This is a genomic window from Erwinia wuhanensis (genome assembly GCF_030484085.1).
Taxonomy (GTDB): domain Bacteria; phylum Pseudomonadota; class Gammaproteobacteria; order Enterobacterales; family Enterobacteriaceae; genus Erwinia; species Erwinia aeris.
The window spans coordinates 119,982-141,395 of sequence record NZ_JAUJUH010000006.1 but is presented as its reverse complement, the minus strand read 5'-3'; the positions used below and the strand labels follow the sequence as shown (position 1 = coordinate 141,395).

Genomic DNA, 21,414 nt, shown 5'->3' with positions numbered 1-21,414 from the left:
GCTCCTTAGCGTTTCGCCTGCCAAATGCGCTGCTGATAGTCACGGATGGCGCGATCCGAACTGAACATGCCGACTCTGGCGGTGTTCAGGATGGTGCTGCGCGTCCACTGCTGCGTGTCGCGGTACAGCGCTTCAACCTGCCGCTGTGCGGCGCAGTATTCCGCGAAATCCGCCAGCACTAAATAAGGATCGCCGCCTGCAAGCAGGCTATCCAGCATTGGCCTGAACGCCTCTTTGTCACCGTCGCTGAAGAAGCCGTTTTCCAGTTCGGTCAGCAGCTTATTAAGATGCTTATCCTTTTTACGCACGCTCAGCGGGTTATAGCCTTTGCGCAGCAGCGCTTTTACCTCATCGACGGTATGACCGAAAATAAAGATATGCTCGCTGCCGACCTGTTCAGCAATTTCCACATTGGCACCATCAAGCGTGCCGACGGTGATAGCGCCGTTCAGCGCCAGCTTCATATTGCCGGTGCCGGAGGCCTCTTTGCCGGCGGTGGAGATTTGCTCTGACACATCGGCCGCCGGGATCATCAGCTCCGCCACCGACACTTTATAGTCAGGAATAAACACGACTTTCAGGCGATCGCCGACCAGCGGATCGTTGTTGATTTTTTCCGCTACCTTGTTGATGGCGTAGATAATATTTTTGGCCAGATAGTAGCCCGGCGCGGCCTTGGCACCGAACAGGAACACGCGCGGCACCATGTCCAGCTGCGGATTATCACGCAGCTGGCGGTAAAGCGAGAGGATATGCAGCAAATTCAGGTGCTGGCGCTTGTACTCGTGCAGGCGCTTGATCTGCACATCGAAGATCGCCGCCGGGTTGAGCGTAATCCCCATCGTATGCTGCACCCAGGCCGCCAGCCTGTGTTTGTTTTCCTGCTTGATTTGCCGATAGCGCTGGTGGAAGTTTTGGTCGTCGGCAAAAGCCTCCAGCCCTTTTAACGCATCCAGATCCGTCACCCATTCGGCGTTCAGCTTGCTGTCGATCAGCGCGGAGAGCGCAGGATTACACTGCCTGAGCCAGCGACGCGGCGTGATGCCGTTGGTGACGTTATGAAATTTCTCCGGCCACAGCTGGTGATAATGCGGAAACAGATCTTTGACCACCAGCTCGGAATGCAGCGCGGCGACGCCGTTGACCGCAAAGCCGCTGACCACGCAAAGATTCGCCATCCGCACCTGGCGGTTATGGTGGATAGCCACCCGCTCCCAAACGTCGGCATCGTCCGGCCAGCGCTGCTGCACCAGCACTTTAAAGCGCGCATTGATCTGCTTAATCAGCGAAAAATGACGCGGCAGCAGGCTGCGCACCAGCCTTTCATCCCAGCATTCCAGCGCTTCCGGCATCAGCGTGTGGTTGGTATAGGCAAAGGTACGGCTGACGATGGACCAGGCCGCATCCCAGTCGAGCTGGTGCTCATCCAGCAAAATGCGCAGCAGCTCCGGGATGGCGATGGTCGGATGGGTATCGTTCAGCTGGATCACCTCGTACTGCGGCAGATCTGCGATTTTTCGACCCGCCGCGTGATGACGACGCAGGATATCCGCTACCGAACAGGCGCACTGAAAATATTGCTGCATCAGGCGCAGCCGCTTGCCCGCCTGGTGGTTATCGTTCGGATAGAGCACTTTCGTCAGCTTTTCCGCCTCTACGCCCTGCCGCTCCGCCTCCAGATATTTGCCGTCGTTAAACAGGCCCAGATCGAAGGGCTGCATCGCGACGGCCTGCCACAGGCGCAGCGGCTGGGTGATGCCGTTTTGATAGCCGACCACCGGCAGATCGCTCGCCTCGCCCATCAGCGAAAAAGCGGGCTGCCACTGCTCCCGGCCCTGCGCGTCTTTGCTTAGCTTGCCGCCGAAGCCGACGCTCACGGCAAGCGAGCCGTTGCGCCGAAACCAGGGGTAGGTTTCGCGGTGCCAGCTGTCCGGCGCTTCCTGCTGTGCGCCGTCGTAAAAGGACTGCCGGAACAGCCCGTACTGATAATTAAGACCATAGCCCACCGCAGGCTGGCCCACGGTTGCCATCGAGTCCAGAAAGCAGGCCGCCAGGCGCCCCAGTCCGCCGTTGCCCAGCGCCGGATCGACTTCCTGCTCCAGCACGTCGGTCAGGTTAACGCCCTGTTTTTTCAGCACTTCGCTGACATCATCCAGCCAGCCAAGATTGATCAGATTATTGGCGGTCAGGCGGCCGATCAAAAATTCCATCGAAATATAGTTAACGTGCCGCTGCTGCCCTGACGGCGGCGTTGGCGGGCTGGCGAGCAGCTGTTCGGCCAGCGCGGCGCTGACCGCCTGCCACCACTGGTGCTGCGTCATCGCCTGCGGCTGATACGGCGCGCACTGGCGCGTCAGCGCCGCCATAAACGTGGTTTTACTGAATATTGCCTGCATGACCTGTCCTCATAATCCCTGAATTTCCCTCATGCTGCCGATTTGCAGCGTGCGGATCATCCTCCCAACGGCGATTAGAAAGGGAGGAGCAGCAGGGCGTAGGGGAAGGCGCGACTAAGGCGAATAGCACAGCGAAAAGCGTGATTAAAAAAATGTGACGAAGTACGACTAAATGCAACATAAAAGCTTATCCTGCTTGCAATCAACGGATTGGAGGCGGACTTTAGAAAAAATGATTAATTACGGGCTTTGAAATAATTAGCCGCCCCGCTGACGCTTCCTATAAGAATCCAAAATTATGCTTATCCCTTCAAAACTGAGCCGCCCGATGCGGCTGCAAGATACGGTGGTACGCGAACGTTTACTGGCCCGGCTGGCGGTCGTCCCGGACTATCGTCTGACGCTGGTTACCAGCCCGGCCGGCTACGGCAAAACAACGCTGATGGCGCACTGGGCGGCAGGAAAAAACGCGCTGGGCTGGTATTCGCTGGATGAAAGCGACAATAAGCCGGAACGTTTTGCCAGTTATTTGATTGCGGCGGTGCAGCAGGCCACCGGCGGCCACTGCGTGAAGAGCGAAGCCTTAAGTCAAAAGCACCAGTACGCCAGCCTGAACGCGCTGTTCGCCCAGCTGTTCGTCGAGCTTGCCGACTGGCAGCAGCCGGTGATGCTGGTAATCGATGACTATCATCTGATTACCAATGCGGATATTCATGAAGGGATGCGCTTTTTTCTGCGCCATCAGCCCGATAATTTCTCACTGGTGATCCTGTCGCGCACCTTGCCGCCGCTGGGCATCGCCAATTTACGCGTGCGCGGCCAGCTGCTGGAGCTTATCGTCTCCGAACTGGCCTTTACCCACAGCGAAACCCAGCAATTTTTTGACTGCCGCCTGAAAGAGCCCATTGAACAGGCGGACAGCAATCGCTTTTGCGACAACGTTGCCGGTTGGGCCACGGCGCTACAGCTGATTGCGCTGTCGGCCAGCCAGTCCTCTACGCCGGCTTTACAGTCTACCCAGCATTCCGCGCGCAAGCTGACCGGCCTGAACGCCAGCCATTTATCGCAATATCTGGTCGAGGAAGTGCTGGATCGGGTCGATACGCCCACCCGCGATTTTCTGCTGCGCTGCTCTTTGTTGCGCTCGATGAACGACGCGCTGATCGTCCGTCTGACCGGCAGCGATAACGGGCAGCAGCGGCTGGAAAATCTGGAAAGCCAGGGTCTGTTTCTTCACCGCATGGACGGCACCGGCGAGTGGTTTAACTTCCATCCGCTGTTCGCCTCTTTTTTGCGGCAGCGCTGCCAGTGGGAGCTGGCCGCAGAGCTGCCGGAAATCCATCGCGCCGCTGCACAAGGCTGGCTGGCGCAGGGTTTTCCGGCCGAAGCTATCCATCACGCGCTGAGCGCGGAAGATACCGGGCTGCTGCGCGATATCCTGCTACAGCACGCGTGGGCGCTGTTTAACCAAAGCGAGCTGGCCCTGCTGGAAGAGTGCCTGAACGCCCTGCGCTATGACCAGCTGATCGTCAATCCTAAGCTGGTGCTGCTCCAGGCCTGGCTGATCCAAAGCCAGCACCGCTATGTTGAAGTCGACGCGCTGCTTTCCCGCGCGGAAAGCGAGATGCAGCGCAGGAATATCTCCATGACGCAGGAGCTTGCCGCTGAATTTAACGCCCTGCGCGCTCAGGTGGCGATCAACGATGGTCGTGAGGAAGAAGCCGCCCGGCTGGCGACGGAAGCGCTGCGCTTTTTGCCGCATAACAGCTATTACAGCCGCATAGTGGCGACCTCGGTCACCGGCGAAATCCAGCACTGCAAAGGCGATCTGGCGCGCGCGCTGCCGCTGATGCAGCAGACCGAACAGATAGCCAGACGCTTTCAGGTGTACCACTACGCGCTTTGGGCCTTGCTCCAGCAAAGTGAAATTTTAATTGCGCAGGGATTTTTACAGGCCGCCTTCGAGATGCAGGATCGCGCCTTTGAGCTGGTGCATGAACAGCACCTTGAACAGCTGCCGATGCACGAATTCCTGCTGCGCCTGCGCTCTCAGGTGCTGTGGTCATGGTCAAGGCTGGACGACGCCGAACAGGCTGCTCGCCAGGGGCTGGAAGTATTAAGCAATTTCCAGCCGCAGCAGCAGCTTCAGTGTCTGGCGATGCTGGCGAAATGCGCGCTGGCTCGTGGTCAGCTTGATAACGCGCAGCACTATTTGCAGCGCTGCGAGAACCTGATCAAAACCGGCCAGTATCATAGCGACTGGGTGACCAATACCGATAAAAGCCGGGTGATTTACTGGCAGCTGACCGGCAATAAAACCGCCGCGCAGCGCTGGCTCCAGCAGGCCGGTAAACCGGGCGGCGCGGATAATCATTTTCAGCAGGGCCAGTGGCGCTCGATTGCGCGCGTACAGATCCTGCTGGAGCAGTTCAGCGAGGCGGAGGTGGTGCTGGACGAGCTGAACAGCAACGCGCGCCAGCTGCGCCTCACCAGCGATTTAAACCGTAACCTACTGTTAAGCAACCTCTTATACTGGCGAACGGGCAGGAAAAGCGACGCGCAGCGCGTGCTGATCGAAGCGCTGAGCCTGGCAAACCGCACCGGTTTTATCAGCCATTTCGTGATTGAAGGCGAAATGATGGCGCAGCAGCTCCGGCAGCTGCTGCAGCTGAACCTGCTGCCGGAGCTGGAACAACGCAGGGCGCAGCAGATCCTGCGTGAACTTAATCAGCACCATCGGCATAAGTTTGCCCATTTTGACGAAAGCTTTGTCAGTAAACTGCTGAGCCATCCGCAGGTGCCGGAGCTGATCCGCACCAGCCCGTTAACCCAGCGGGAATGGCAGGTGCTGGGGCTGATCTATTCGGGCTACAGCAACGAGCAGATCGCGGGAGAGCTGGACGTCGCGGCGACGACTATCAAAACTCATATCCGCAATCTTTATCAGAAGATGGGCATTGCGCACCGTCAGGATGCGGTACAGCACGCCCGACAGCTGCTGGAAGTGATGGGCTACGGCACCCCGGATACGGCGGTGACCTGTCAGCCTTAACTGACAAAATGCCGCTTATCCAGTTTTCTCAGCGCCAGCGCCAGCAGCAAACTGCCCAGCAGCGTCAGCGTAAACACCAGCGGGATATCCAGCAGCGGCCGATCGGTATGATCAAGATGATGCGTCCGCATAAAGTGGATAAACAGCGCGTGGAAACCATAAATTGGCAGGGAATTACGGGAAATAACGCCTAAGATCGGTAAAATTCGCGCGTTCAGCACGTTTTTAAACAGCACCAGCAGGCTGACCGCCGCGATAAAGACCGCCGGGCCGCAGTAGAGATACCAGGTATCGGCAAAGGCGCCGTTAATCGCCATCTGCTTTTTAGTGCCCAGCGCGATAACCGCCACGCAGGCGATAAAAACCGTGCCGGCCAGCCAGCTGACGGCGCGTCCGCCGGTATTCATCGTGCCGATAGCGCGGCCAAACAGCGCGTAGAGCACGTAGTAGAAGCTGTCGCCGTTGATATAAAGATTAAGCGGCAGCCAGTGAAAATGCCCGACCGACTGATCCACCGTGTTGGGATTCGCCAGCACCGCCAGCACCAGCGTCACCGCCGCCAGATAGCCCGCCCGCACGTTTTTGACCTGAATAAGGGGCGAAAGCAGGTAGATAGCGATAATCGCGAAGAAAAACCACAGGTGATAGAACACCGGCTTCTGCAAAAGCAGCCGGATGGAAATCCCCTGGCTGATAGGCGTCAGCCACGTGATATAGGCCAGCGCCACCGCGCTGTAAAACGCCAGGCAGAGCACGATGCGCAGAAAATGACGGCCCTGCGCGCTGCGCTCGCCAAAGAACAGAAAGCCGGAAATCATAAAAAAGAGCGGCACGCAGACTCTGGAAGCGGAGTTCAGCAGATTGGAGAGATCCCACGTATGTTCGCCTACTTTTGGCGCGTTGGTCACGTACCAGGTGGTGGTGTGGATCATAATCACCATCAGGCAGGCCACCGCCCGCAGGTTATCTATCCAGGCTATCTTGTCCTTCATGTTTTCCTCTGCTGGCACCAATGCGTATCAGAGGGTAGCCAGGCGGCAAGTTTTCAACAACCTGCGCCAGGGGAATATCAGACAGGAGCAGGCCTGCATCTTTCCACGCCATGATGTTTTTTTAATTGGTTAGCTTTTTTAACACCAGCCCGTCGTCCTGCAACCTTTACCTCTCTTGAAATTATAATGAATTCATTATAAATTTGATTATAACTTAAACGTTATAATTACAGATCAGGGACGATCATGTGGAAAATCATAACAACAAAACGGTTTGATGCCTGGTTTTTTGCGCAACCCGAAGATTTGCAGGACGAAATCTTAGCGGCGTTTCTCGTGTTGAGAAAAGAAGGCCCCCATACTGGACGGCCATTGGTCGATACCCTGAATGACTCAATCTATCCGAATATGAAGGAGCTACGTCTGTCATTCAAAGCCAGGCCGATAAGGGCGTTATTTGCTTTTGATCCTGTTCGTCAGGCTATTTTCCTTTGTGCTGGCGACAAAACAGGCGACCGTAGGTTCTATAAAAAATATATCACTCTCGCTGAGGCTGAGTACAAAGCTCATCTGGCGAAACTGGAGGCCCGGTAATGGCAACGTTAGACGAACTGATGAACGAAGTAAGCCCCGCACGCCGCGCTAAAATCGAGGAGCGGGCCGAAGAAATGGTGCGCGAAATCACGCTGGCGCAGATGCGTGAAGAGCTGCAAATTTCACAAACTGAACTCGCCGCAACGCTTGGCGTTAAACAACCCGCCGTCGCCCGTATGGAGCGTGTTGATAACGATCCGCGCCTGTCCACGCTTAAACGCTACGTGGCCGCGCTGGGCGGAGAACTTTCTATTGATGTCAAACTCCCGTCGGGTAAGCGAGTTGCTTACCCGCTATAAGTGTTTTCAGGCAGGCACGCAGACGGAACAGAGAACAGCCAAAGAGGCTTTGCGGCGGCATCCGCGCCTCTTCGGCCAACATCGGGCTGACTAACCGACGGTCAAAGGGTATACTGACGCCCACTTTTAAAACCGTCTCGCGTGCGAAAACAACATGCAAAAGTTTGATACCAAGACATTTCAGGGTCTGATCCTGACCTTACAGGATTACTGGGCACGCCAGGGCTGCACCATCGTGCAGCCGCTGGATATGGAAGTCGGCGCGGGCACCTCTCACCCGATGACCTGTCTGCGCGCGCTGGGGCCGGAGCCGATTGCCGCGGCCTACGTGCAGCCTTCCCGCCGTCCTACCGACGGCCGCTACGGCGAAAACCCGAACCGCTTACAGCACTATTATCAGTTCCAGGTGATCATCAAGCCGTCACCGGACAATATTCAGGAACTCTACCTCGGCTCGCTGAAAGAGCTGGGTATGGATCCGACTGTCCACGATATCCGCTTCGTGGAAGATAACTGGGAAAACCCAACGCTGGGCGCGTGGGGCCTGGGCTGGGAAGTCTGGCTGAACGGCATGGAAGTGACGCAGTTCACCTACTTCCAGCAGGTCGGCGGCCTGGAGTGCAAGCCGGTGACCGGCGAAATCACCTATGGCCTGGAGCGTCTGGCGATGTATATCCAGGGCGTGGACAGCGTTTACGATCTGGTCTGGAGCGACGGCCCGCTGGGGAAAACCACCTACGGCGACGTGTTCCATCAGAACGAGGTGGAGCAGTCTACCTATAACTTTGAGTATGCCGACGTCGACTTCCTCTTTACCTGCTTCGAGCAGTACGAAAAAGAAGCAAAAAGCCTGCTGGAGCTGGAAAAACCGCTGCCGCTGCCGGCCTACGAACGCATCCTGAAGGCAGGTCATACCTTTAACCTGCTGGACGCGCGTAAAGCTATCTCCGTGACCGAGCGCCAGCGCTATATTCTGCGCATCCGCACCCTGACCAAAGCCGTGGCTGAAGCTTACTATGCGTCTCGCGAGGCGCTGGGCTTCCCGATGTGCAATAAAAAATAAGAGGCAGCCATGACTGAAAAAACATTTCTGGTGGAGATCGGCACCGAAGAGCTGCCACCGAAGGCGCTGCGCAATCTTGCCGAAGCCTTTGCCGCGAATTTTACCGCCGAACTGGATGCCGCCGGCCTGACGCACGGCGAAGTAAACTGGTATGCCGCGCCTCGTCGTCTGGCGCTGAAGGTCGCAGACTTAAGCGCTGCGCAGCCCGATCGCGAAGTGGAAAAGCGCGGCCCGGCCATCGCCGCGGCTTTTGATGCCAACGGCGTCGCCACCAAAGCGGCGGAAGGCTGGGCGCGCGGCTGCGGTATCACCGTCGATCAGGCCGAGCGTCTGAGCACCGACAAAGGCGAATGGCTGCTGTATCGCGCCCATATGAAAGGCGAAAGCGCGCAGTCGCTGCTGCCTGCGATGGTTGCCACCTCGCTGGCGAAGCTGCCTGTTCCTAAACTGATGCGCTGGGGCGATTCCGACGTGCAGTTTGTGCGTCCGGTACACACCGTGACGCTGCTGCTGGGCGAAGAGAGCATTCCGGCCACCATTCTGGGTATCGACTCCGCCCGCACTATTCGCGGCCACCGCTTTATGGGCGAGCCGGAATTCACTCTCGATAATGCCGATCAATACCCGCAGATCCTGCTGGAGCGCGGCAAGGTGCAGGCCGACTTCGAGGCGCGTAAAGCGCAGATCAAAGCCGATGCCGAAGCCGCAGCGAAAGAGATTGGCGGCCATGCCGATCTGAGCGACAGCCTGCTGGAAGAGGTCGCCTCGCTGGTAGAGTGGCCGGTAGTGCTGACGGCAAAATTCGAAGAGAAGTTCCTCGCGGTGCCGGCCGAAGCGCTGGTTTACACCATGAAAGGCGACCAGAAGTATTTCCCGGTTTACGACGATGCGGGCAAGCTGCTGCCGCACTTTATCTTTGTGACCAACATCGAGTCGAAAGATCCGTCGCAGATTATCGCCGGTAATGAAAAAGTGGTGCGTCCTCGTCTGGCCGATGCGGAATTCTTCTTTAATACCGATCGCAAACAGCGTCTGGAAGACAATCTGCCGCGTCTGGAAACCGTTCTGTTCCAGAAAGAGCTGGGCACGCTGCGCGATAAAACCGACCGCATTCAGGCGCTGGCTGGCTGGATTGCCGCACAAACTGGCGCTGACGTCAATCATGCGACCCGCGCCGGTCTGCTGTCCAAATGCGACCTGATGACCAATATGGTGTTCGAGTTCACCGACACGCAGGGCGTGATGGGCATGCACTACGCCCGCCATGATGGCGAAGCGGAAGACGTTGCCGTGGCGCTGAACGAGCAGTATCAGCCGCGCTTTGCCGGTGATGAACTGCCGTCCAACCCGGTCGCCTGCGCGCTGGCGATTGCCGACAAGATGGACACGCTGGCGGGCATTTTCGGCATCGGCCAGCATCCAAAAGGCGATAAAGATCCGTTCGCGCTGCGTCGTGCCGCGCTGGGCGTGCTGCGTATTATCGTCGAGAAGAATCTGCCGCTGGATCTGCAAACGCTGACCGAAGAAGCGGTGCGCCTGTATGGCAGCAAGCTGAGCAACGCGAAAGTGGTCGATGACGTGATCGACTTTATGCTGGGTCGCTTCCGCACCTGGTATCAGGAAGAAGGCCACAGCATCGACACCATCCAGGCCGTGCTGGCTCGTCGCCCTACTCGTCCGGCGGATTTCAACGCGCGTATGAAAGCCGTGTCCCACTTCCGCACCCTGGAAGAGGCGGCTGCGCTGGCGGCGGCTAACAAGCGTGTCTCCAACATTCTGGCGAAATCCAGCGAAACGCTGAACGACAGCGTGCAGGCCTCGCTGCTGAAAGAGAACGAAGAGATCCAGCTGGCGACCTACGTGTCTGCCTTAAGCAGCAAGCTGGCGCCTTACTTCGCGGAAGGCCGCTATCAGGATGCGCTGATCGAGCTGGCGCAGCTGCGCGCCGCCGTGGATAACTTCTTTGAGAAAGTCATGGTGAACGCGGAAGATCGTGAAGTGCGCATCAACCGTTTAACCCTGCTGACCAAACTCCGCCAGCTGTTCCTGGAAGTTGCGGATATTTCTCTGCTGCAGTAAATCCTCCTCCCACCTGAGGGAAGGGGTTTAAAGCTGACGGTAACAAACCCGCCATAACGGCGGGTTTTTTTTAGCCTTACGCTTTCATATCAATCACAAAGCGGTACTTCACGTCGCCTTTCAGCATCCGCTCAAACGCCATTTCTACGTCTTCCAGACGGATAACTTCCACGTCTGACACAATGTTGTGCTCGCCGCAGAAATCCAGCATCTGCTGCGTTTCCGCAATGCTGCCGATAGAGGTGCCGGAAATGCTCAGACGCTTAAAGACGACCGGCGTCACGTTTGGCGACTTGTGCGGCGCATCCGGGATGCCGACCAGCACCAGATGACCGTTGGTTTTCAGCGCGTTGAGATAAGGATCGAGATCGTGCGGTGCGGCCACGCAGTCCAGAATAAAGTCGAGGCTGTTGGCCTGCGCCGCAATCTGCTCTGCATCTTTAGACACCACCACGCTGCTGGCACCCAGGCGCAGCGCATCTTCGCCTTTGGCCGGCGAAGTGGTAAACAGCACCACTTCCGCGCCCAGCGCGCTGGCCAGCTTGACGGCCATATGCCCTAAACCGCCCAGGCCAATAACGCCCACGCGCTGGCCGGGCTGAATATTCCAGTGTTTAAGCGGCGACCAGGTGGTTACGCCCGCGCACAGCAGCGGCGCGACCGCGCTCAGCGTCAGGTTTTCCGGCACGTTAACCACGAACTTGCTGTCTACGACGATGCTGTCGGAATAGCCGCCGAAGGTTTTACCACCGATCGTTTTCTCTTCGCCGTTATAGGTAGCGGTAAAGCCCGCTTCGCAATATTGCTCTTCGCCCTGACTGCACTGCGAGCAGTGGCCGCAGGAGTCGACCATCACGCCGACACCGACCAGGTCGCCCGCTTTGAAGGTGCTAACGTCGCTGCCGGTAGCAATCACGCGGCCTACAATTTCATGGCCGGGCACCAGCGGAAACGTGCTGACGCCCCATTCGTTGCGCGCCATATGCAGATCGGAGTGGCAAACGCCGCAGTAGTGGATATCAATATGCACATCGCCGGCTTGCAGTTCGCGGCGTTGAAATTCGAATGGTTCAAGAGAAGTAGTGGCAGATTTTGCTGCCAGGCCTTTAACCTGCATGTGGCTGTCCCCTGTTGGGCAAAGCCGCGTAGAGTAGAGAAATGCGCGGGCCGGGGCAAGCCGGAATTGTAAATGAGAATATGAGCGCCGGACGCCTCGCTTAAAACACAAAACCCGCCAGCGGGCGGGTTTTTCAATTACTGGCACAGCAAAAGACCGTTTTTTACTATCCCAGCAGCTCACGGCTGAGACAAGGATTTGATTGGATCAACAGCATTAATTTTTGAGCACTGCGCGAAGGTTTACTGCGCTTCGCTTCCCAGCTCTTAACCGAGGAAACACTAACGCCCATTGCCAGGGCAAACTCATCAACTTCCATGCCGGTAATTTCCCGTATGCGTTTTGGTTCGGGCATTAACACTTCACCCTTTAATGCGGGAGCGGCCTGGATAACTTCACGCGTAAGCACAATGTGCTCAAGGCTGGACAACAACTCACCCATTGGGTCTTTAACTTCCATAGAGCACTCCTCATAAAAATCACGAATGTGAACAACCAGAGGGAGGATCTGAGGCCCAGATCCCGAATGCTGGCGAACAACAGCCTGAGGAGCTCATTGAGACAGCGCAGGTTAACGCCAGGATTTTTAGTATGGGCGCAAACTCAAACTTTTGCGCTCAAATTTTTGACTATTTTTTAAACCTGAACGCCAAAAATCTTTACATCCCGACAGACGGCTTCAGGCTACGCCATACGGGGCCTGAGGTGGTAACGATTACAGGAAACTGGACAGAGAGTAAGCAGAACGGTAGTTATCAGAAAATTCCTAACACATGGATAACTTTGCTGCTGACAGAAAAAATAAAGCGGCGCATTAGGGCAGATTAAGCGTAGCCGTCAGCGTGGCGGTTTTGCTCTTTGCCGCTGGCGTAGAACAGAGCGTTCCTGCGCCACATTCGGCCCGGTTAAGCGTTTGATTATTCACAATCTGGCAGGGTGAGTATTCCGCGCCGCTAAAAATTCTATTAATAACAATCCGACAGATGGATTATTCGGCGGCGCTAAAAATCCTGTTAATAACAATCTGGCCGATTAATTATTAAAAATGCCATTACTAACAATCCGGCAGATTGATTATTTGGCGCCTCTCCTTTACTGCTACGGAAAAAGCTATCTGGTCAATTTGCTATGCCCCGCCATTAATCTGCACGCCGGTGGCGCTTTATGTCTGCCCACATCTGCACCAAAAAGCGGCATCTTACTGCCTGCCGTTTCCCACCCGGCTGAACAGGTAAAATTTATAATATTTAAATTCAAACGCTTACGTAAATAACCGCGCCGCTCTGCCGTACCAATTCAATATTGGTTCGCTTTTTGCCTCTGTTATCTCCGTGGCTGGCCGTTCGATTACCGCTGCCGTCGCACTATTTCAGGGGCTGAAGAAGCGAACCAATCATGACTGATACAACAAATTCCACCAGTTCCCATTCCGCGCTGGAAAAGCTGCGCCAGCTGATCCAGCAGCAGGAAGCCCAACCGGCTAACCCGCTGCCTACTGAACGGGAGCTGGCCGAACGGTTTTGCGTGGGCCGTCGTGAGATCCGCCGGGCGCTGGACGTGCTGGAAGAAGAAGGCCGCATCTGGCGCAAGCAGGGTAAAGGCACGTTTGTCGGCCCGGCCGCGCCGGTTCAGCCGCTGGCGCTGCACGATTTGCCGCAGCGCTCAAATCTGCTGGAAGTGATGGAGGCCCGTATTCAGCTGGAGCCGGGGCTGGCTCGTCTGGCCGCCCTGCGGGCCAGCGGCGAGCAGGTTGCGCTGATGCAGCGGCTGATGGAGAGGATGCAGAGCATCGCCCCGGACGACAGCGATCGGCACGAACTGTGGGACAGCGCGTTTCACCGGGCTATCGCCGAAGCTGCAGGCAACCGTCTGATGCTGGGGTTGTTCGACGCGGTCGACGCGGTTCGCCGGGATCCGGGCTGGCAACACCTGCGCGTGCTGGCGCGAACGACGGATCGGCTGCACAGCTACGACGACCATCATCAGCGGCTGGTGCAACATATCGCGGAGCGGCAGCCGCAGGAGGCCGCCGCGGCCATGCGTGAACATTTACTGGCGCTGCAACAGGCGCTCATCGAAGCGCTCAGCGGTGATAAAGAGGAGCTGCCATGAAGGCCACAACGCCGGTGCTGGCTCTGCGCCAGCTCAACGTTCGTTTTAAAGGCAGTCCCGTCAGCGTGCTGGACGATATTTCGCTTCAGGTCGAAGCTGGCGAAACGCTGGCGCTGGTCGGCGAATCCGGCTGCGGTAAAAGCATCACCTCGCTGGCGCTGATGGGCCTGCTGCCCGACAGCGCGGAGATCGTTCAGGGCGAAATCACTTTTCTCAATCGGCCGCTACAAACCCTGAACGCACGCGACTATGCCGATCTGCGCGGCAACGAGCTGGCGATGATTTTTCAGGAGCCGATGACCTCGCTCAATCCCGCTTTCACGCTGGGCGATCAGCTGAGCGAAGCCGTGATGCGTCATCATGCGGTAAACCGCCGTGAAGCGATGGCCGTAGCGCTGGCAATATTAGAAAAGGTGCAGATCCCGGCGGCGGAAATGCGGCTGAAAGCCTATCCACACCAGCTTTCCGGCGGGATGCGCCAGCGCGTGATGATCGCGATGGCGCTCATCAACCGGCCAAAGCTGTTGATTGCCGACGAGCCTACCACCGCGCTGGACGTTACCATCCAGGCGCAGATCCTGGCGCTGCTTAACAGCTTGCAGAAGGAAACCGGCACGGCGGTGCTGATGATTACGCATGACCTGGGCGTGGTTGCCGAAGTGGCGCAGCGCGTGGCGGTGATGTATGCCGGACAGGTGGTCGAAACCGGCGACGTCGCGGAAATTTTCCGCGATCCGCAGCATCCCTACACGATTGGCCTGATGGGTTCCATTCCCGGCGCCGCTACCCGCACCACTACGCTGGCCACCATTCCTGGCGCCGTGCCGCTGCCGGAACAGATGCCCCAGGGCTGCCGCTTCGCCACCCGCTGTCCGTTTGCCGAAAAACGCTGCCACCAGCATAAACCCGCCCTGCAAGCTATCGGCATCCGCCATCAGGTCGCCTGTTTTCGCGCCCCGCTGGAAGAGCACGTGACGTCTGGAGAATGCGCATGACCTTACCCATCCTTGAATGTAGCGATTTAACAAAAACCTTTCCTGGCCCGACGCGGCTATTTAAGCGCAACCCCCACGTCACGGCTGTCGATCGCATTTCGTTGCAGGTGATGCCGGGCGAAACGCTGGCCATTGTCGGGGAATCAGGCAGTGGCAAATCGACGCTGGGTCGGCTGCTGCTGCGGCTGCTGGCCCCTTCTCAGGGGCAGGTTTTTTATCAGGGCGAAGAGATCACCAAAGCCAGCGGCGCACGTCTGAATCAGCTGCGTCGTGAACTACAGATTATTTTTCAGGATCCCTTCGCCTCGCTTAACCCGCGCATGACCGTGGAGCATATCGTCGGCGAACCCTTATGGCTGCACGAGTCGCTATCCGGCAGCCAACGGCAGGAAAAAGTCGCCGAACTGCTGCAAACGGTTGGCCTTCCCGCCGTCTGGGCACGACGCTATCCGCATGAGTTTTCCGGCGGCCAGCGCCAGCGTATCGGTATTGCCCGCGCGCTGGCTTCCGGCCCGAAGCTGCTGCTGGGCGATGAGCCGGTTTCGGCGCTGGACGTGTCGGTACAGGCGCAGGTAGTGAATCTGCTGGAAAGCCTGAAGCAGCAGTTCGGCCTGACCATGATCGTGGTGGCGCACGGTCTGGGCGTGATCCGCCATATGAGCGATCGCGTCGCGGTGATGTATCTGGGGCAGATTGTAGAGCTGGCGACGGTAGAGGAAATTTTCGATGCGCCGCTGCATCCCTATACCCAAGCGCTGATCGCTTCGGCTCCCCGATTGCAGCCGGGTGCCGCTCGCCAAATTCCCGTTTTGCAGGGCGACTTGCCCAATCCCGCCGCGCCGCCAAAGGGCTGTCGTTTTCATACGCGCTGCCCTTACGTCAGCGACGAATGCCGCGTGCTGGAACCTATTCAACAGGTGATTGCCGGTGGCCGCCAGGTGGCCTGCCACCGCTGGCAGGAGATCAACCGTGACCGCAGCGTGATCACCGTTACGCCGCCTTCAGACGCTTTTCTGCGCCGTCGCGCGCTATTCGATCGGGCGGTAAAACACCGCGCTTTAACCTCTTTGGGAGAGATAACGCCATGAATCTACGCCATACTTCACTCGCCGCCCTTAGTGGCCTGCTGCTGCTGGGCAGCTTACCGGCGCAGGCGGAAAGCACGCTGCGGATCGGCCTGGGCGCCGATCCGGATATGCTCGACCCGCACCTTGCCCGCACCTACTATGGCCGCTTTGTCTTTGCCGCGCTCTGCGATCGTCTGGTGGATATTGATGAAAAGCTACAGGTGGTACCGGGCCTCGCGACCGACTGGAAATGGAGCGAGGACGGCAAAACGTTAACCATGAACCTGCGCCAGGGCGTGACTTTTCAGGACGGCGAAAAGTTTGATGCTGCTGCGGTAAAATTTAATCTCGATCGTGCCATGACGCTGCCCGGCTCGCTGCGTAAAAGCGAGCTTTCTTCCGTTGAGTCGGTGGAGGTGGCTTCGCCTTCTCAGGTTATTCTGCATCTGAAAAATGCCGACGCGGCGCTGCTCAGCCAGCTGACCGATCGCGCTGGCACAATGCTGGCGCCGAAAGCCGCCGTAAAGCCTGATTTTGCCATGCATCCGGTCTGTTCCGGCCCTTATCAGTTTGCCAGCCGGGTGCAGCAGGATCGCATCGTCCTGAAACGCTTTGACCACTACTGGAATAAGTCGGCCTATCATTTTGATAAGGTGGTTTTTTTGCCCATTCCCGATGCCTCGGTGCGCCTGGCTAATCTGCGTTCCGGCGATCTCGATCTGACCGAAGGCATTGCCGCCAGCGATGTCAAAACCGTTACCGCCGACAGCCGCCTGAGCCTGGTCAAAGTCACCGGACTGGGCTATCAGGGCATCACGTTTAATATCGCTAATGGCAAAACCGCGCCGGACAGCCCGTTTGCAAAAGATGCCCGCGTGCGTGAGGCTTTTTCGCTGGCTATCGATCGCGACGCGCTGAATCAGGTGGCGTTTGAAGGCCAGTACACGCCGGCTAATCAGGCTTTCTCCCCCGTCAGCCCTTACCACGTTAAGCTGCCCGTTCCCGCGCGCGACGTGGAAAAAGCCAAAGCGCTGCTTGCCGCCGCCGGCGTGAAAACGCCGCTCAACGTAACGCTGCTGGTCACCAACAATCCCACCTCGCAGCAGGTAGGCCAGGTGATCCAGGCCATGGTCAGCGAGGCGGGCTTTAACGTGAATCTGCAAATGAGCGAGTTTGCTACCTTGCTGGATCGCCAGCAGCGCGGCGACTTTCAGCTCAGCCTTTCCGGCTGGTCAGGCCGTCCCGATCCCGACGGCAGCATCTTCGCGTTTATCAACAGCAAAGGCACCCTGAACGATGGCCGCTACGGCAATCCACAGGTGGATAGCTGGCTGTCCGAAGCCCGCCAGACCAACGATATAGCCGCCCGTCAGGCGTTGTATAACAAGGTGGTGCAGCAGCTACAAAACGATATGCCGATCGCTTACCTCTATTTTGAACCGCGTATTTTTGGCATGACCAAAAAACTCCAGGGCTTTAAGGCCTGGCCGGACGGGCTGGTGCGCCTGGCTGGCGTAACGATGACGCCGTAAGGCGCAGGAGCGACCATGCTGGAACTGATCTGTAAACGCGTGCTGCTGGCGATCCCGACGCTGTTTCTGGTGAGCATAATGGTCTTCTCGCTGCAAAAGCTGCTGCCGGGCGATCCGATCCTCGCGATGGCGGGCGAAGAGCGCGACCCGGCGGTAATTGCGCAGCTAAGAGAGCATTATCACCTGAACGATCCGCTGCCTTCGCAGTACTTTTACTGGCTGGGCAACGCGCTGAAGGGCGATCTCGGCACTTCTATTCGTACTCAGGAACCGGTGACCGCGCTGATTAGCAGCAAGCTGCCGGTGACGCTGGAACTGTCGCTGCTGGCGATGCTAGTGGCGCTGCTGGTTGGCATCAGCATGGGCATCGTCGCGGCGGTGCGGAAAAACAGCTGGGTCGATCACGCCACCAATTTCGTGGCGCTTTCCGGTATCTCCGTGCCGCATTTCTGGCTGGGCATTCTGCTGATCCTGCTCTTTTCCGTGCATCTTCAGTGGCTGCCCGCTTCCGGCTACGTCAGCCTGAGCGAGAGCGTGTCGCAAAATGTGAAAACGCTGCTGCTGCCCGCGCTGGTGCTGGGAACGGGCCTGGCCGCGACGCTGATGCGCCATACGCGCGCTTCGATGATTGCCGTGCTGAAGGCGGATTATATCCGCACCGCCAGAGCCAAAGGGCTGCTGCCGAAAAAGGTGATCCTGAAGCACGCTTTCCGCAACGCGCTGGTGCCGGTGATCACGCTGACCACCCTGTTGTTTGGCGAACTGCTGGGCGGCGCGGTGCTGACCGAACAGGTTTTTACCCTGCCCGGCTTCGGCAAGATGATCGTCGATGCGGTGTTTAACCGCGATTATGCCGTGGTGCAGGGCGTGGTGCTGGTGGTGGCTATTGGCTTTCTGCTGCTGAACCTGCTGGCCGATGTGCTTTACGTGCTGATTAACCCGAAAATGCGAGGCTGACCATGAGTGAAGTTCTGACGGCTGGCGGCGCGGCGACCCTGCGCAAGCCCACTAATCGGGTGCTGAAAAAATTTCTCGGCAATAAAAGCGCGATGATCGGCGCGGTGATTGTGGCGCTGTTTGTGGCGATGGCGCTTCTCGCGCCCTGGCTGGCCCTTTTCGATCCGATCAAAGCCGATTTCCTGGCCGTGCGCAAAGCGCCTTCCGCTATGCACTGGCTCGGCACCGATGAACTGGGGCGCGATATTCTGTCGAGGATGATTTGGGGAGCGCGCACTTCGCTGCTGGCAGGCTGTATTTCCGTGGTGATCGCCATTCTGATTGGCGTCCCGCTGGGGCTGATTGCCGGTTACCGACAGGGCCTGTGGGACGGCGTGATTTCACGCTTTATCGAAGCGCTGCTGGCCTGTCCTTTTTTGATTCTGGCGATTGCGCTGGGCGCTTTTCTTGGCCCCAGCCTGGGTAATGCGATGATCGCTATCGGCCTGTCGGCCATGCCCATCTTCGCCCGCCTGACGCGTGGCCAGGTGATTGCTATCCGTAACGAAGAGTATATCGACGGCGCGCGCGCTATCGGCCTGCCCGATCGCTGGATCGTGCTGCGCTATGTGCTGCCCAACGTGCTGTCGCCGATCCTGGTGCAGGCCACGCTGGCCGTCGCTTCCGCCATTATTACCGAGGCGAGCCTGTCGTTTCTGGGCCTGGGCCAGCAGCCGCCCAATCCTTCCTGGGGCGCGATGCTCAACACCGCCAAAGGCTTTCTTGAACAGGCACCGTGGATGTCGATTTTTCCCGGCCTTGCCATTTTTCTGATTGTGCAGGGTTTTAATCTGCTGGGCGACGGACTGCGCGACGCGCTCGATCCGCGCAACGATTAACTTTAAGGAACCGCTATGAGTGGAATCAGTGATTTTAACGTGGGCTATCCGTCTTATCGCGTGCCGATGATGGGCCGCAACGCCGTCGCCGCCTCGCAGCCGCTGGCGGCACAGGCCGGGATCAAAATGCTCCAGCTGGGCGGTAATGCGGTGGACGCGGCGATTGCGACAGCTATCGCCCTGACCGTGGTGGAGCCGACCGGCAACGGCATTGGCAGCGATGCCTTCGCTATCGTCTGGGACGGCAACGAACTTCATGCGCTGAATGCTTCAGGCCGCGCACCCGCCGCCTGGTCACGCGAAACCTTCGCCCATTTGCAGGCGATGCCGGAGATTGGCTGGGATTCGGTAACCGTGCCGGGCGCGGTGTCCGCCTGGGTTGAGCTGGCGGAGCGTTTCGGTACGCTGCCGTTAACCACGCTGGCCCAGCCGGCCATCGACTATGCGCGTAACGGCTTTCCGGTGTCGCCGCTGATAGGGCACCTGTGGGAACGCGGCTACCAGAAGCTGCGCGATCAGCCAGGCTTTAGCGCCTGCTTTGCGCCCGAAGGCCGTCCGCCGCGCGTCGGCGAGCTGTTCCGCAATCCTCGCCAGGCGGAAACCCTGGAGAAAATCGCCGCCACCAACGGCGAAGCTTTCTACCGCGGCGAGCTGGCGGAAAAAATCGCCGCTTTCGCCAAAGAGCACGGCGCGGCGCTGACGCTGGAAGATTTGCACAACCACCGCGCCGACTGGGTGACGATGCTTTCCCGCCCTTTTGCCGGCGGTTCGGTGCAGGAGCTGCCGCCGAACGGTCAGGGCATCGCCACGCTGATGGCGTTGGGCATTCTGGAACAGTGGGATATTGAGCGTTACGAGCCGGATTCGGCGCAGTGGCTGCATCTCTCTATTGAAGCGATGAAGCTGGCGCTGGTGGATCTGGAACGTTATATCGCCGACGAAGAGCACATGGAGTTTCCTGCTGAACTGCTGCTGAGCGACGACTATCTGCGGGAACGCGCCGCGCTGATCGATCCCCATCAGGCCGGCGATTTTACCTTTGGCGCGCCGAAGCAGAGCGGAACGGTTTACCTTTCTACCGCCGATGCTAACGGCATGATGGTGTCGTTTATTCAGTCAAATTATATGGGCTTCGGCTCCGGTGTCGTGGTGCCCGATACCGGCATCAGCCTGCAAAATCGCGGCGCAGGCTTTGTGCTGGAGGAAACGCATCCCAACGTGGTGGCGGCCGGCAAGCGCGCTTTCCATACCATTATCCCCGCTTTCGCACTCGACGGCGACGGCCAGCCGCTGATGTCGTTTGGCGTAATGGGCGGCCCGATGCAGGCGCAGGGGCATTTACAAATGGCGCTGCGCATTATGCTGCATAAGCAGAATCCTCAGGCGGCCATTGACGCGCCGCGCTGGCGCGTGGTGGCGGGCCGGGAAGTGATTGTCGAACCGGCGTTAGATCGCAACGTCATTGCCGCCTTACGAGCGATGGGCCATCACATCGTGGTGGAAGATCCGCTGCAGACCTACAGCTTCGGCGGCGCGCAGGCGATAGTTCGCGATCCGCAGGGATTCTGGATAGCCGCCACCGAAAGCCGCAAGGACGGCCAGGCACTGGTATTTTGAGGCTTATGCTCTGCCTTTGAGCAGCCACAGTTTCGGATTGCCCGTACTGCAACGGGCATGGCTGGCAGATGGGCAAGCGGCGGATCGGCGTACAGGCGGGCTATATCAGTGCCAGAAATGATCCAGTCATCCTGGTGCCGGAACTGACCGCCCTTTTTCGAAAAGCTGGTAGCTAAATGCGAAACAGCAAAGGCCATGTAGATCACCTTTTCAGAAAGTGGCCCGTTCATAATTCTGCTTTTCTCTTAAAATCTTTCGGGCGGCTATAATATGCCTCCCGAAGGTTTTCCAACCCACAAAATACTATATTGCATAATAGATTCGGGTTAAAATTGCTCATAATGGATTTGCAAATAAAGGAAAGGTGCGATGGATAATGTGGATTTAAGCAAACTTAGCGAAAAGGAAAGGATTTACGTTGAACGTATGTCAGAAGGTGAGGGCTGGACAATACATGAAACCTTAAGGCGCCTGCTCAGAGTTTTTAAAGTTGTATTACTCATGGTCTTTATTATTACAGCTATTGGTGTTGTTGAGTTTATCAGGTCTGATAATGGTAGCTTTTACTCTTACCTTTTTGTTTACTTTATTGTCCTTGTGGTTTTTTATTTTATGGCCCCCGTAAAATTGGGAGCCAAGATAATTTATTATAAGTTAATATAAT

The 21,414-nt window shown here is 57.6% G+C and carries 18 protein-coding genes; 14 read left to right on the top strand and 4 right to left on the bottom strand.

Annotated features, from left to right (window positions below; genetic code table 11):
* Positions 1-5 precede the first annotated feature (5 nt).
* Positions 6-2,396: a maltodextrin phosphorylase gene (gene malP / locus QZH36_RS15385; RefSeq protein ID WP_301251534.1), complete on the bottom strand. Its 2,391-nt coding sequence runs from the start codon at positions 2,394-2,396 to the stop codon at positions 6-8.
* A gap of 298 nt (positions 2,397-2,694) precedes the next feature.
* Between malP and malT the strand changes: the two genes are divergently transcribed.
* On the top strand, positions 2,695-5,448 hold the full coding sequence (gene malT, locus QZH36_RS15380) for an HTH-type transcriptional regulator MalT (RefSeq protein WP_253456610.1): 2,754 nt from the start codon (positions 2,695-2,697) through the stop codon (positions 5,446-5,448).
* Here malT and QZH36_RS15375 read toward each other — a convergent pair.
* The gene (locus QZH36_RS15375) at positions 5,445-6,440 is read right to left on the bottom strand and encodes an acyltransferase (RefSeq protein WP_253456612.1); all 996 of its coding nucleotides are present in this window, start codon (positions 6,438-6,440) and stop codon (positions 5,445-5,447) included. The two genes, malT and QZH36_RS15375, sit on opposite strands and share 4 nt — an antisense overlap.
* A gap of 246 nt (positions 6,441-6,686) precedes the next feature.
* Between QZH36_RS15375 and QZH36_RS15370 the strand changes: the two genes are divergently transcribed.
* The 4 genes from QZH36_RS15370 to glyS all read left to right on the top strand — a co-directional run bounded on the left by QZH36_RS15370 (position 6,687) and on the right by glyS (position 10,475).
* Positions 6,687-7,034 carry a type II toxin-antitoxin system RelE/ParE family toxin gene (locus tag QZH36_RS15370; RefSeq protein ID WP_253456614.1) on the top strand — a complete coding sequence of 116 codons (348 nt, stop codon included), beginning with the start codon at positions 6,687-6,689 and terminating at the stop codon, positions 7,032-7,034.
* On the top strand, positions 7,034-7,333 hold the full coding sequence (locus QZH36_RS15365) for a helix-turn-helix domain-containing protein (RefSeq protein WP_253456616.1): 300 nt from the start codon (positions 7,034-7,036) through the stop codon (positions 7,331-7,333). The genes QZH36_RS15370 and QZH36_RS15365 overlap by 1 nt, the downstream gene beginning before the upstream one ends.
* A 154-nt stretch (positions 7,334-7,487) precedes the next feature.
* Complete coding sequence (gene glyQ / locus QZH36_RS15360) at positions 7,488-8,396, top strand: glycine--tRNA ligase subunit alpha (RefSeq protein WP_253456618.1); 909 nt, start codon at positions 7,488-7,490, stop codon at positions 8,394-8,396.
* A gap of 9 nt (positions 8,397-8,405) precedes the next feature.
* Positions 8,406-10,475: a glycine--tRNA ligase subunit beta gene (glyS, locus tag QZH36_RS15355; RefSeq protein ID WP_301730589.1), complete on the top strand. Its 2,070-nt coding sequence runs from the start codon at positions 8,406-8,408 to the stop codon at positions 10,473-10,475.
* A gap of 76 nt (positions 10,476-10,551) precedes the next feature.
* Here glyS and QZH36_RS15350 read toward each other — a convergent pair whose 3' ends face one another.
* A complete protein-coding gene (locus tag QZH36_RS15350; RefSeq protein WP_301730588.1) occupies positions 10,552-11,592 on the bottom strand; it encodes an NAD(P)-dependent alcohol dehydrogenase in 1,041 nt (346 codons plus the stop codon).
* Between the two features lie 166 nt (positions 11,593-11,758).
* Entirely contained in the window at positions 11,759-12,052 is a 294-nt protein-coding gene (locus tag QZH36_RS15345) for an HTH-type transcriptional regulator (protein ID WP_125289253.1), read from the bottom strand.
* Between the two features lie 131 nt (positions 12,053-12,183).
* Between QZH36_RS15345 and QZH36_RS15340 the strand changes: the two genes are divergently transcribed.
* The 9 genes from QZH36_RS15340 to QZH36_RS15300 all read left to right on the top strand — a co-directional run bounded on the left by QZH36_RS15340 (position 12,184) and on the right by QZH36_RS15300 (position 21,413).
* A complete protein-coding gene (locus QZH36_RS15340; RefSeq protein WP_301251539.1) occupies positions 12,184-12,420 on the top strand; it encodes a hypothetical protein in 237 nt (78 codons plus the stop codon).
* A 567-nt stretch (positions 12,421-12,987) separates the two neighbouring features.
* Positions 12,988-13,704, top strand: a complete 717-nt coding sequence (locus QZH36_RS15335) for a FadR/GntR family transcriptional regulator (RefSeq protein WP_253456634.1) — start codon at positions 12,988-12,990, stop codon at positions 13,702-13,704.
* Positions 13,701-14,699 carry an ABC transporter ATP-binding protein gene (locus QZH36_RS15330; RefSeq protein WP_301730587.1) on the top strand — a complete coding sequence of 333 codons (999 nt, stop codon included), beginning with the start codon at positions 13,701-13,703 and terminating at the stop codon, positions 14,697-14,699. The genes QZH36_RS15335 and QZH36_RS15330 overlap by 4 nt, the downstream gene beginning before the upstream one ends.
* Positions 14,696-15,787 carry an ABC transporter ATP-binding protein gene (locus QZH36_RS15325; RefSeq protein ID WP_253456639.1) on the top strand — a complete coding sequence of 364 codons (1,092 nt, stop codon included), beginning with the start codon at positions 14,696-14,698 and terminating at the stop codon, positions 15,785-15,787. The genes QZH36_RS15330 and QZH36_RS15325 overlap by 4 nt, the downstream gene beginning before the upstream one ends.
* Positions 15,784-17,298, top strand: coding sequence for an ABC transporter substrate-binding protein (locus tag QZH36_RS15320; protein ID WP_301730586.1), 1,515 nt, complete (start codon positions 15,784-15,786; stop codon positions 17,296-17,298). Before QZH36_RS15325 ends, QZH36_RS15320 begins: the two co-directional genes overlap by 4 nt.
* Before the next feature lie 15 nt (positions 17,299-17,313).
* Entirely contained in the window at positions 17,314-18,255 is a 942-nt protein-coding gene (locus tag QZH36_RS15315; RefSeq protein WP_301730585.1) for an ABC transporter permease, read from the top strand.
* Positions 18,256-18,257: 2 nt separating this feature from the next.
* Positions 18,258-19,133 carry an ABC transporter permease gene (locus tag QZH36_RS15310; RefSeq protein ID WP_301730584.1) on the top strand — a complete coding sequence of 292 codons (876 nt, stop codon included), beginning with the start codon at positions 18,258-18,260 and terminating at the stop codon, positions 19,131-19,133.
* A gap of 15 nt (positions 19,134-19,148) precedes the next feature.
* Positions 19,149-20,750, top strand: a complete 1,602-nt coding sequence (locus tag QZH36_RS15305; RefSeq protein ID WP_253456651.1) for a gamma-glutamyltransferase family protein — start codon at positions 19,149-19,151, stop codon at positions 20,748-20,750.
* Positions 20,751-21,119: 369 nt separating this feature from the next.
* Positions 21,120-21,413 (top strand): hypothetical protein, encoded by a 294-nt coding sequence (locus tag QZH36_RS15300; RefSeq protein ID WP_253456654.1) that lies wholly within the window; start codon positions 21,120-21,122, stop codon positions 21,411-21,413.
* Position 21,414: the final 1 nt, after the last annotated feature.